Origin of the sequence: Rohdeia mirabilis, from assembly GCA_007750655.1 — a bacterium.
Taxonomy (GTDB): domain Bacteria; phylum Planctomycetota; class UBA1135; order UBA1135.
In genome coordinates this window covers 1608415-1620871 of record CP036290.1, presented here as the reverse complement: position 1 = coordinate 1620871, position 12457 = coordinate 1608415, and the positions used below count along the sequence as shown (strand labels likewise).

Annotated in this window: 9 protein-coding genes; 4 read left to right on the top strand and 5 right to left on the bottom strand. The window is 70.6% G+C overall.

Going from position 1 to position 12457, the window contains the following annotated elements:
• Nucleotides 1–30 precede the first annotated feature (30 nt).
• Nucleotides 31–1635: an SseB family protein gene (locus tag Pla163_RS06025; RefSeq protein ID WP_145185088.1), complete on the bottom strand. Its 1605-nt coding sequence runs from the start codon at nucleotides 1633–1635 to the stop codon at nucleotides 31–33.
• A 245-nt stretch (nucleotides 1636–1880) separates the two neighbouring features.
• Nucleotides 1881–2933 (bottom strand): prolipoprotein diacylglyceryl transferase, encoded by a 1053-nt coding sequence (gene lgt, locus Pla163_RS06020; RefSeq protein WP_145185084.1) that lies wholly within the window; start codon nucleotides 2931–2933, stop codon nucleotides 1881–1883.
• Nucleotides 2934–3145: 212 nt separating this feature from the next.
• Here lgt and Pla163_RS06015 point away from each other — a divergent pair, with 212 nt between their 5' ends.
• Nucleotides 3146–3787, top strand: coding sequence for a glutathione S-transferase family protein (locus tag Pla163_RS06015; RefSeq protein ID WP_145185080.1), 642 nt, complete (start codon nucleotides 3146–3148; stop codon nucleotides 3785–3787).
• Between the two features lie 832 nt (nucleotides 3788–4619).
• Here Pla163_RS06015 and Pla163_RS06010 read toward each other — a convergent pair.
• Entirely contained in the window at nucleotides 4620–6134 is a 1515-nt protein-coding gene (locus tag Pla163_RS06010) for a HEAT repeat domain-containing protein (protein ID WP_419186370.1), read from the bottom strand.
• Between the two features lie 130 nt (nucleotides 6135–6264).
• Here Pla163_RS06010 and orn point away from each other — a divergent pair, with 130 nt between their 5' ends.
• Nucleotides 6265–6816, top strand: a complete 552-nt coding sequence (orn, locus tag Pla163_RS06005; protein WP_145185074.1) for an oligoribonuclease — start codon at nucleotides 6265–6267, stop codon at nucleotides 6814–6816.
• 18 nt (nucleotides 6817–6834) lie between these two features.
• Here orn and Pla163_RS06000 read toward each other — a convergent pair whose 3' ends face one another.
• Nucleotides 6835–7377, bottom strand: coding sequence for a hypothetical protein (locus Pla163_RS06000; RefSeq protein WP_145185071.1), 543 nt, complete (start codon nucleotides 7375–7377; stop codon nucleotides 6835–6837).
• Nucleotides 7378–7760: 383 nt separating this feature from the next.
• Here Pla163_RS06000 and Pla163_RS05995 point away from each other — a divergent pair, with 383 nt between their 5' ends.
• Nucleotides 7761–9947: a M12 family metallo-peptidase gene (locus Pla163_RS05995; protein ID WP_419186369.1), complete on the top strand. Its 2187-nt coding sequence runs from the start codon at nucleotides 7761–7763 to the stop codon at nucleotides 9945–9947.
• Between the two features lie 326 nt (nucleotides 9948–10273).
• A complete protein-coding gene (locus Pla163_RS05990; RefSeq protein ID WP_145185064.1) occupies nucleotides 10274–11341 on the top strand; it encodes a thioredoxin family protein in 1068 nt (355 codons plus the stop codon).
• Nucleotides 11342–11465: 124 nt separating this feature from the next.
• On the opposite strand, the gene Pla163_RS05985 is transcribed toward Pla163_RS05990, so the two are convergent.
• Nucleotides 11466–12404 (bottom strand): hypothetical protein, encoded by a 939-nt coding sequence (locus Pla163_RS05985; protein ID WP_145185061.1) that lies wholly within the window; start codon nucleotides 12402–12404, stop codon nucleotides 11466–11468.
• Nucleotides 12405–12457 lie beyond the last annotated feature (53 nt).

Here is a 12457-nt window from a genome sequence, read left to right as displayed (position 1 = left end):
GCCGCGTCGATCGCGGCCGCACCGGCGCGCTCAGTCGCGCATGTGACGCGGACGCAGCAGGTCGTGCAGCGCCTTCGTCGCCCGATCCAGGCGCGCACCCTTTAGACGCACGTCGACTCCGGCGGGATCGATCGCACAGCCGTGGTACTCGGTGCGCGCCAGGTCGAACAGGTCCGATTCGACCGACTGGACGAAGGTCCGCGGGCGCCACGGTCCGCGCAGTCGCCCGTGTTCGCGCTCCGCGGCGACGAACCGTTCGAGTCGCTGCTCGCTCGCGAACAGGGCGAGATTGCCCTCCGCGGTCGCGATCCACGGCCGGGTCTCGGTCGCGATGGAACGGTCCTGGCTCTCGCCCACGACCCACGTCGGCCACTGCGCGGCGACCGCTGCGATCCAGGGCTCGGTGAGCGCACCGCTCGCGATGGAGCGCGCGAGTCCATCGACGAAGGACTCGGCGTCGAGTGACCCGTCACGATCGGCCCACAGCGAAAGGAGGAAGAGGCGCACAGGGTCCAGCACGAGCGGCGCCGGACGCGTCGGGTCGAGGACCACGCCGCCGCTCGCACAGCCCAGCGCGAGCCAACGTTCGAAGGGCGGGGTCTCGGTACGGGTGATCGCGTTCTTCAGATCGTGGCCCTTGGACGCGAGCGCCTCGATGAAGCTCGCGTTTCCCGTGAACGCGAACGGCTTCGTGTCGTCGCCGGTCGGTCCGTTGGGACCCATGAACTCGCGCCAGCCGCGCAGGAGCGTCCCGGTGACGAGCGACAGGTCCGACTCGAACGGCAGGAACGACGTCAGTTGACCGGCATCGAACCCCGGCAGGGACTCGACGCCGTTGAACGGTAGGACGGCCGGGAAGAGCGCCGCGAGCACGCGCTGACGCCCCATCACGATGGGCTCGTCGCTGTCGGGATCGACGACGACCGAGTCGAGGGTCAACGGAGTGGCGTAGGCCCAGCGCAGTGCTTCGCGCCCGCCCATCGCCATCACGCGCGCACCGGGTCCCGCGCGCCGGGCCGCGGCCTCGATGGTCGTGAAGAACTCGAACGCGGCCGACGACTCGCCGTTCGGTCCGGTGGACTTCTGGAAGCGCGGCCAGAACTCGCGCTTCAGCAGGTCGGGGTGACAGGGCACGTAGATGTCCATGTCGGCGAGCATCCAAGCATCCAGCGCGAGGGCCGAGAACTCGCCGGAACGCACGCGCTCGCGACGCAGTTCGAGCAGTGCACCGCCCGACTCGGCGTCGCGCTCGGGGCGGTTCCCCGCATCGACGACCATGACCAGGGGGCACGCGTTCGCCCGGCCCGTGACCGCGTCGATCGCGAAGTCGTCGCCACCGTCGAGCGAGACGATCTCGACCTCGCCCGAGGCGTGGAGGAGGATCTCGCTGACGCCGTGTTCGCAGAGCCAGTCCGCGAGTTCGTCCACGGCGCGGCCCTGGATCGTCGTGTCGGCGTCCGCGTCCGGCAGCGCGGCGAGTGCTCGGCAAGCGCCGGCCGGATCGAGGGCGGCCACGGCGCGTCCGACGCCACCGCCGCGCTGCACCAACGGGGCGCCGCCGGTGACGAGGACGTGGACGGTCTCGATCCCTTCGAGCTGGGTCGGGCGAGAGGTTCGGGGGTGTGAACTGGTCATCGGGCTGGGGGCGATCCGGGGCGATCGGAGGAAGCCGCGCGCGGAACGCGACCCGTCCTGGATCGGGCCGCCCTCGAACCGCTCTTGAACCGATCACGCGAACCCACGCCGACGGCTCCGCGCCGACGGCCCCGCGCCGACGGCCCCGCGCCCAGCCCCCCGAGCCCGGCCCCGACCCCGTCGGGTCGGTCCGCCGCTCCGCCGCTCAGCCGCTGGGCCGCTGGGCCGCTGGGCCGCTGGGCCGCTCAGCCGGCCTGCGACGGGCTGGACTCGGTCGGGGCGGCTGCGCGCTTCGCGCTGAACACGAGATAGAGCCCGAACAGGACCATCAGCGACGAGAGCGTCTGCCCCATCGTCAGTCCGAGGAACACCGTGCCGTCGGGATTCGCCGCGGACACGAACTGCGAGTCGGGCTGGCGCACCAGCTCGAGGACGCTGCGCGCGATGCCGTAGCCGATGAAGAACACGCCGCCGTAGGCACCGGCTCCCAGCGGGCGCCGACGGGTCAGCCACAGTAGGGCGAACAGGACGAGCCCGAGCAACAGGCCTTCCGCGAGTCCTTCGTAGAGCTGCGACGGATGGCGGTAGGGCACCAGCTCGCGCACGCGCTCCCAGTCCAGGTTCGGGCGCAGCGCCTCCCAGTCGAGCGCCACCACGCGGCCGGCGGCGTCCGTCGTCGACGGAGCCAGGTCCGGCGCGATCGACTCCCAGTCGCGGTGACCGCAGGCGTACTGCAGCGCCAGTTCGCGCGTGCGGTTGTCGTCGATCCCCGCCAGTCCGAGGTTCGCCTGGGCCACGGGATCGGTCGGGAAGCGCATGGCGCCGAACGTCGTGGGCTCGGTCTCGCGGCCGAACAGCTCGCCGTTCACGAAGTTCGCACAGCGCACGAAGAAGATGCCCGGCGTCACCGCGAGTACCGCCGCGTCTCCCACGCGCCGCCACGACACCTGGTGCTTGCGCGCGAACAGCACGAGAGCGAGGAACGCGCCGAGCAGTCCACCGTGGAACGACATCCCTCCCTTCCAGAACTGGAAGATGCGGATCGGGTCGATCAGCGCCCGGTCGTAGAAGATCGCGTAGCCCACGCGGCCACCGACGAGCACGCCGATGATCGACCAGAACAGGAGGTCGGCCGCCGCGGGAACGTCGAGCGGCAGGAAACGCCGGCGCGCGAGCCGCGTGAGCACCACCTGGGCGCACAGGAAGCCCGCCACGTAGGTCAGTCCGTACCAGCGAACGTCGAGTTGGCCGGGCAGGTCGAGAGCGACCGGGTCGAAGCAGGGGAACTCGAAGGACATGAAGAAGTGGCGGGCCGGGGGAACGCGGGCCGCGACAGAGGAAACCTTCGGCGGCCGGGTTGCAAGCGCAGCCACCCGGGAAGGCGCCGGCGGAAGTGCGGGACACTCGCTCGCGGAGCGCCGGCGCTGTTCAATGACCCGCCTCGTCCAGCGCTCGCCCCCCTCGATCCGTCGCGACCGCCCACGCTCGTCCAACCACACCCGCCCTCGACATGACACGCCTGCGACTCTTCGACCTCGCCCCCTCCCCCAACAACGTGAAGGTCCGGTTGGCCCTGGGCTACAAGGGCATCGCCTACGAGCGCGTCCCGGTGGATCCCGCCGACCGCGCGCCGATCCTGGAAGCGACGGGCCAGCCGCTCACCCCCGCGATCGAGCACACGCTCGGCGAGGGCGTCACCGTGCGGCTCTTCGACTCCGGTGCGATCCTGCGCTACCTCGACGCCAACTTCCCCGACACGCCGCGGCTCTTCAGCGCCGATCGCCAGACGATGGGTGCGATCGAGCGAGCCGAGCTGCGCGTCCGCACCGAGATCCAGCCCTGCATCGGGCGCATCTTCGGCCAGTTCTTCGCACCGTCGGTGGATGCGAGCGAGTGCGCCGCGGCGAGCGCAGCTCTGCACGCGGCGACGGCCGAGATCGAGGAGCGCCTGTCCGAGGCCGACACGTTGGTCGGCGACACGATCACGGCCGCGGACGTGACCTGCGCGCCGTTCGTGCAGTACGGCCGACTGACCGCCAACGACTGGCCCGAAGGTTCGATCCAACGCTTCTTCGCCGAACACCTCGCGCTCGGCCCGGACCGCGAACGCACGCGCGCCTGGGCCGCTCGACTCCACGAGTTCGACCGCTAGGCACGGCGGGTCGCCACCTTGGGCGCGCGCGCGATCTGCCCGCGAACTCGAGAACGAAAGACGGGAGGACCGGCCCTGCCAGACCGGCCCTCCCTGGGTGCTCCGGGCAGAGGGCACACAGCGGACGGATCGAGCCCCCCAGCTCTCACCACGCTGCGCGCGTGCCCAGAAGTCCGGAGCGCCGTTCTCATGTGGGCGCGGGCCGAAGTGACGACGTTCGCCGCGACGCAGGTTCCGCGTCGTTCCAGCGAGCGCCGTCGCGTTCACGTTCGTCCCACCGTTCGTCCCACCTTTCGGTGCGCGCGATCGATCGCGCACAGGTCGACGCGCGCGTGCGAGCGCGCGGAGCACGATCTCCACCCCCGCGCTTCGCGAACGAAGCGCGCAAGGGCCGACTGGTGGGGTCGAGATCCGTGCTCGGGACCGAACCCACCACGAGGGGGGCGGTACGAACCATGGCAGGCTGGCGAAGGTGCCTTCGCGAGTGCATTCAGTGTGTAGCACCCACGCGATCCGTGGGGCACACTCTCTCCGCCGCTCGAAGAGTGAACAATCGGTCATCCGCGTCGAGCGGTCGTCCACGCCCGTCGCCCGGGTCGCGGCCGATCCCTCGACACCGTCCGCCACGGTCCGAAGGGCGCCGTCCGACACGCGCGCACGTTCGCCAGTTGACGACCAAGCACCCTTCAAGCGCCCGAATGCGACCGCTCAACGTCGCACGAGCCAACTCCGTTCGGTCGGAGCGCGCGCGCCCGCGTGACGCGAATCACCCGATTGGGGCCCGATCCCGGGAGTTTCGCCCCCGGCGCCGAGTGCCGGATCGGGTCGCCCCCTAGTCGCCGCTCGGCGCGTCCGCCGTCGCCGAGGCGAACAACCGACGGCGTGGAACCGTGTCGCCCCCGATGTCGGTGACGTGCGGCGCGAGAGCCTCGATCGAACCGCCGGCCGAGACGTCGAGCGCGGTGGTCCACGCCGTGGCCGCACGCCCGGTGAGCGCCCGCGCCGCCGTCCGTAGCGCTGCGAGGACGTCGGCGTCGAGCGGACCCGTCAGCTCCTCGTCGAACGGTTCCTCGAGCAGGAGCTGCGGCAGCAACTCCCTCCAGAAGGGATCGCGCGACCAAACCATCGCGATCAGAGCCGCGGCCTGTTCGCGTTCGTCGCCCTCGGCGAGCGTCTCGGCCAGCAACTCGCGCCCGTCGTCGTTCGGCGTCGAGCGACCGATCGCCAGGATGGCGTTGACGCGCACGAGACTGTCGTCGTCCTTCTTCGCGACGCGGGCGAGTTCGCGCAGGGCCTTCGCGGAGTCGTACCCACTCGCGCCGAGAGCGCGCGCGATGTTCTTGCGGACGCGCGGCTCCTTCTCGCGACCGAGCGACTTGATCAACTGCGACTCGGCCTTCGCCGCGCCCAACTGCTCGAGAGCGACCGCCGCTTCGTTGCGCACCTCGAGCACTTTGTGCGCGAGTTCGTCGGAAACCATCTCCCAGTACTCCTCGGGCGACACCTCGCCGATCACACGCAGGAGCTTGCGCTTGTTGACGCCCTCACCCTGCGGACGCGCGTTGCGCAGGTGCTTCTCGACCTCCTTCACGGCTCTGCGGTCGTCGGAAGCGGCGAGGCGACCGAGAGCCGTCATCAACTCGCCGCCCTCGAGATCGTCCAGCTCGTGGAGGAGCTTCTTCAGCTCGGCCGCATCGGGCGGAGCGACCGGGGCGGGTCCCCCACCACCGTCGTGGACGCCGTCCAACACGAGTCGGCGCGGTGCGCGGGCGCGGCTGCCGAACTTCACCTTCGACTCGGGGTCGACGCGGTGCAGGGACTCGACCAGGCACCACTCCAGTTCCGCCGCGGTGATGGCGTAGGGCACAGACAGGAGCACGGCACCGTCGGGGCCGAGGAAGACGTGCTGGGGCGCGATGACGAAACCGTCGGCGTCCGGTTTCAGGACCTGTTCGCGCACCGCGATGTCGGTCTTCCGCGCCGCCTCGCGCGACGGTGCCCCGAAGTACTCGAGGTACGCTTCGTCGTCGCCCTGGTAGGCGTTGCTGGTGCCGAGGTTCACGGTCGACGCGGACAGTTCGACGACGCGGTCGTCCGTGTAGACGTCCTTCAGCATCTTCGCGCTGGCCGGCTCTCCGACCAGGTGTACCGCGACCATGAGAACCTTCGACTCGGAGCGCGCGCGCTCGACGGCTTCGTCGTAGGTCCCGTCCCAGACGATCGCGTCGGCGGCGAGCCGAGTGAGGACCGGACGCTCTGGGGGCAACGGCGCCGTCACCGCGCTCGAGGGAGTCGCGACGGCCGCGACGGCGAGGACGGAGCAGAGCAGCAAGCGGTGGTCGATCACGTCAGGTCTCCTTGGCGGCGGTCCGGACATGGACCGGCCGAATGCTAGCGGTGCGGTGCCGATCCCACGAGGGGGCGCGACGCCTCCACGTGATCGTCACGGACGCCCCGGTCCCCTAGAATCGCTCGCCATGCCCGTCGCCAAGCATCCCATCGTCTGGATGGACCTCGAGATGAGCGGCCTCGATCCCGAGGTCGAGAGGATCCTCGAGATCGCCGTCATCGTCACGGACTCCGACCTCGAGATCATCGCCGAGGGCCCCGAGCTCGTCGTCCATCAGCCGGACGAGCTCCTCGCGGCGATGGACGGCTGGAACACCGACCACCACGGCGCCTCCGGACTCACCGAACGGGTGCGGGCCTCCACCATCAGCGAGGCCGACGCGGAGGAGCAGGTGCTGGCGTTCGTGCGCGAACACTGCGAGGCGCGTACGGCTCCGCTCGCGGGCAACTCGATCTGGCAGGACCGCCGTTTCCTCGGCCGCTACATGCCCCGTCTCGAGGGCTACCTGCACTACCGGATCGTGGACGTCTCGACCGTGAAGGAGCTGGCCTACCGCTGGCGGCCCGAGGTCATGGAGCACGTGCCCCGCAAGCGCGAACTCCACCGCGCCCTCGAGGACATCAAGGAGTCGATCGAAGAGTTGCGCTACTACCGCAGCGCGCTCTTCGGGCGGCCGTAGTCGAGGCCGAGCGGTCGCTCAGGCCACGCGGCGCAGCGGCGCGACGTCGTCGCCCGACGCTTCCGAGTCGTCCACCGCGTCGGCGTCGATGCCGTGCTTCGCGAGTGTCGCCCGCAGGCGCTCGACCTCTTCGCGTGCCTCGCGCGTCTCGCCGTGGAGGGTGAAGACGGCGTCGTTGAGCAGCTCGCAGAAGTCCTGGAGTTCGTCGCCCTCGCGCACCTTGCAGCGGCCGACCTGCTCGCCGTCGACGATGCTGCGCAGGTAGAGCTCGAAGCGGTAGATCGGACCTGCGATGCGGTGCGTCAGGACGAGACCGACGCCGATCGTGACCGGAACGAGCACTCCGAGGCACAGCAACACGGACGTGCGCAGCACACCCGGCAGCTCGGAGAGCAGGATGCCCCCGTCGCGCGGCATCTGCGTCGCGACGAACGTCACGGCCCGGTTGAGGAGGATGACTTCGAAGAGCGACGCCACGCAGGCGAGGCCGACGAAGGTCAGGATCAGCTTGAGCTGGAGGCCCGACTTGATGAGGCGTTTGGTGCGCTTGTGCTGGGTCACGGTTCGTACGCCCGAGGGAAACGGGCAGGTTGCTCCACCGACCCGATCGGCCACCCCCGCCGAGAGACCTGAGACCAGGGGCCCGGAAAGCGCGGCGCCGGAGCCCCGTCCTGGGACCGGTGGAGGGCGGCCCTGGGCAGCCAGGGACCGCCGATCCCGTGCCGGGCGCTACACGACCGCCCAACGGCAGAGCGGCCGGGGCGACCTCACGTCCACCCGCGGGACGCCGCGCCGATTCGGGTGGCCCGTCCGTGGTCGCGCGACCGATGGACTGCCAGAAGTGCCCGCGACCCCTCGAAGGTCGCGGACTACAGTCGCCAGCGCCGGATGCGTCACGCGATCCACCTGCCGGGCGCGTCGACGGCCCACCTCTCGAGACGACCATGGTTCGAACTGCACCGCGACGCGCGCACGCGCCCGGATCCCTCCTCTCGTTCGGCGCGCTCGCCGCCGCCGGACTCGTGTCGGCGCTCGCCTCTGGGTGTGGCGGTGGCGGCGGTGGTGGCGAAGCTCCGCCGCTCTCGGTCTCGTTCTCGATCAGCAACCTCAACTTCGCCGAGGACGGAGGTCCACAGACGCTGAGCGTCGCGCTGAACTCGAGCCTCGGACCCTTGACCGAGGCCGTATCGATCCTGGTCAGCGACGAGGGGGTCGGCAGCGCCACTTCGGGCGTCGACTACACGGCCTTCCCGCCGCAGCGGCTCGAGTTCCCGATCGGAGCCGTCGACGGTGACCAGCTCTCGGTCGTCCTCGACATCCTCGACGACTCCGACGTCGAGCCGCCGGAGAGCGTGCGACTGCGCATCGAGGGAGCCACGGGGGGCGCCGCGCTCGCGGGACCGACCGTGCTGACGGTCGAGATCGCCGACGACGAGCCCAAGACGGGCGCGTTCGCGTTCGCCACCGACGCGTCGGGCGGCGTGCTCGCCAACAACCAACTCGTCACCATCGCGAACACGCCCCTCGGCGGCAGCTCGTCCGCCGTGCGCATCAGCATCGAGAACCTGGGAGCGAACGCCTTCAAGTGGGAGCCGCCGGTCCTGAACGGGGACGCGGGTGACTTCCAGATCGAACTCGTCGAGGTCAACGGGACGCCGCTCCCGGCACCGCTGCCCGCGTCGCTGCCGGTGGCGAACGCACCCACCGTGCGCCCCTGGCCGTACCTGCGGACGTCGGCGGACCTCGCCGCACCCGGTGCGCTGGTACCCGACGTCGACGCGCTGTCGGCCTTGAAGGCCGCGCCGCAACTCACGCTGACCGACGTTCCGTGGCCGGCACGTGGCGCAGCGAGCGAACAGTCGCTCACGCTCGAGCTCGAACCGGTCCCTTCCGCGCTGACGGACGCCGCGGTGCTGACGATCGACGGTGCTCCGACGACCGTCGGCGAGCTCGAGCTCGACACCACGCTCTGGCGCGGTGCAGTCGCCGGTTACCCGCACTCACGCGCGTTCCTGGGACTTTCGTGCCACGGCTCGCGCGGATGGATCCGCCTCACGGCCCTGGGCCCGACCCTGCACGTCGTGTCCGAACCCGCGAGCGATCCCGACGCCGCGCCCGTGCGCCTCTTGTTCGACGAGTACCTGCCCGAGGGACTCGAGCGCTTCGACCTCCCGCGCTGCGCGAGCGCCATCGGACTCACGCCGACGGAGCGTGCGGCGAGCGCGATGAACGTCTCCGCTCCCGCGCAGGACACGCCGTCGATCGGCGCCGCGCCCGACGTCGCCAGCGTCCCGACGGGAGCCTGGTCGCCGCGCGCGATCCGGCTGATCCTCGAGACCGACACGGAGTTCCACGACCTCTTCGGTTCGGTCCCCGCGACGATCAACTACACGAACCAACTGATGTCGTCGGTGTCCGACCTGTTCGAACGCCACCTGCAGTGCCGCATCGACGTCGTCCAACTGAACGTCTATCCCGGTGGCGATCCGTTCGTGCCGCAGTTCGACGCCGATGCGTTGTCGATGCTCGCCGCGGTGCGCGAGGCCTACGCCCCGGCCCTCGGCGGTTCCTGGCCCGTCGCGGCGGAGCTCGTCCACATGCTGTCGGGTGACAACCTCGGTGGCGGCGTCGCCTACGTGGACGTGGTTGGCAACCAGGACTTCGGCTTCGGCGTCTCGGGCGATCTGACGGGCTCGATCAACTGGGGCACGTTCACCGGCGCGCCGGACCCCCTGATCTGGGACTACTCGGTCCTCGCGCACGAGTTGGGCCACGGCTTCGGCTCCCAGCACACCCACGAGTACTGCCCGCCGATCGACCGCTGCTACGAAGGGTGTGAGACCTCGGTCGTGTGCGGCGAGAGCTCGTTGATGAGCTACTGCCACCTCTGCCCCATGGGCCTTGCGAACATCGAACCGCGCTTCCACGCCCTGACGTCCAACGAGATGCGCCGCCTGATGCCGTCCAACCTCGCGGATCCGATGGTGGGTGGCGACGTCGAACTCGTCTTCGAAGTGCGGTTCCAACCGTACTCGGGAGCGGGCTCGAGGACGACGACCGTGAGCTTCACCCACGACGCCCCGAACCTGCCCTCGCCGTTCAAGGTGCGCTTCGAGGGCGTCGCCCAGTAGGACCACGGCGTCACCACCCGCGCCGCGAGCGGCCCGGGGCCGAGCCACGGCGGGCAGGCCACGAGGGGGGCACCCTTCTGGGGCGGGCCGGCGCGCCGATCCGGACCCCGCCAGCGAGGCGCCCTCGCTGTCGAGGTCCCCCGATCGGTGTTTCCACGCCCTCGATCGTCGCAGCCCCCTGGAGCCTGCGTAGGCTGGCACGCTTCGCGGGGCCCTGTCGGCCCCCCGTCATTCGTTTCGCGCGCTCCGAGCCCCTCTGCGGGGCCTCCCTCGCCTTCCAGGCCGGGACCTCGAGCGCGCTCTTCGTTCAAGAACGAACCCGCTCCATGCAGACCATCTTCAGCGCGGCTGCGTCCGCCCTTTTCGTCCTCGGTTCCACCGGGATCGCCGCCCCGCTCACGACCCTTTCCGGTGAAGGCTGGGTCGCCGACTACGACGCCGCCCTCGCCCTCGCGAAGGAGACCAACAAGGACGTCCTCGTCGACTTCACCGGCTCCGACTGGTGCGGCTGGTGCATCCGACTCGACAACGAGGTCTTCTCGAAGGACGCGTTCAAGGCCTACGCCGACGAACACTTCGTCCTCTGTGCCCTCGACTTCCCGAACGGCGAAGAGGCCCGCGCCAAGGTGCCGAACCCCGAGCGCAACGCCGAGGTCCAACAGCAGTTCGGTATCCAGGGCTTCCCGACCATCCTCCTGATGACCAAGGACGGAGAGCTCTACGCCCAGACCGGGTACCAGGCCGGTGGCCCCGAGGCCTACGTCACGCACCTGACCGAGATCACCACCGCCGGCAAAGCCGCCCTGGCCCGCGTGCGCGAGCTCGGCACGGCCTACGAGGCGGCCGAGGAAGCCCAGCGTCCCGCGGTGCTCGCCACGATCGTCGACGCCTACCTCGAGATGGGCGACGCCGCCCCGGCTCGCAACCTGGTCGCCTACGTCGAGAAGGCCGTCGCTCTCGAGGGCGACGCCCACGCCGCCATGCGCATCAAGGCGCTGCGTGCGCTCCTGACCAACGGTGCAGCCTCGGCCGAGATGACCGCGATGGCTCGTCGCCTGGATCCCGAGAACGCCGAAGGCCTGCTCGAGCTCTGCGTCCAGAGCGAGATGTTCTCGGTCCAGTCGATCGAAGAGCTCCAGCCCTGCCTCGACAAGCTCGAAGCCCTGCTCGAGAGCGGCAACATCTCGAACGCGACGCTCGTCGGCGAGATGTGCGGCAACGGCGCCAGGTGGTACGCCGAGTACCTCGACAACCCCGAGGGCGCTCGTCGACTCGGCACCAAGGCCCTCGAGCTCGGCATGGAGAACGAGCGCATGCGCGACGCCGTCCAGATGATGCTGGACTCGCTCGAAGAGACCGCTGAGCCCGAGGCCGAGCCCGCCGTGCGCGGCTAATCTCGGTCGACGGACCAGGGCGGCGGACCGAGCGGTCCGCGCGCCCGACGAGCCCGGCGGGCGATTCGCGACACGACGTCGCGGGTCGCCCGCCGCGCCGTTGGGGCGGACGTTCTTCCGCCCGTCAACGAGCGAGTCGCGCGTCGGGGCGCTCGGGCGCCGCGAAGACCGCCGCCCCACGATCGGTCGACCGCAGGCGGAGTCCCTCGGTCAAGAGGAGTTCCCGTCCCTCGCCGCCGTCGTTCACGAGCGCCACGTTCGCACCCAGGGCGAGGTGCGAACGCCACGCGTCGAGCGCCCGACGCAAGGGCGGCAGGCCGCGCGATCCGTCGAGCACCAGGAGTTCGAGCGGCTCCGTCCACGCCCTCGCGAGTGACACCGCGTCCAGGTCGATCCAGTCGATCACCGGCGCCAACGAGGACGAGAGCAGGACACCGCGCGCCTCGCGCGCCGCGCGCCCCGGTGCCGCCACGACCAGTCGCGCGTCGTCTCCGATCACCCCTTCCAGACTGGCCGCGAGGTCGCGAGCGGTGCGTTCGTCGGGGCCGCCCAACCACAGCGCCGTGCCCTCGACGAGTTCGCACAACGCGGCTCGCAGGCAGGGCGCGAGACTGCCAGGTTCACCGTGTCGCGTGCGCCAGGTGGCCACCTCCGCGGCCGTGCGCAGCGGCGCGAGTCCGATACGCGCCAACTCGAGCGCATCGCGATCCCCCACGTCGACCAGGCCGTCGACCGCGGCCGCGAGCGAACGCAGCTCGCCGCGCACGAGCGGGACGTCGACCACCAGGGCCTCGATGGCGGACGGATCGCCGAAGGCATCGGCACAGGCCGCGAAGAAGCGCTCGAGCGCCGTGTCGCTGTCGAGGTGCAGGCCGTCCTCCTCTGGATCGAAGCGCAGAACGACGGCGGCGAATCCGTCACGGATCGCCGGCTCGAGAACGGCGACCAGGCGCTCGAGCGCGTCGGGACGCTCCCAGCGCGGCCAGGCGAGGAGTCGAGTCGGGGCGAGTGTCACGAGCGGCCAGCGCTCGGGTCCGTCGCGCTCGTCGGAGGGGATCTGCATCCGGTCCTGATCGATCGAGCGCGGACGCCGACCCGAGCGCTGGCCGAGGAATC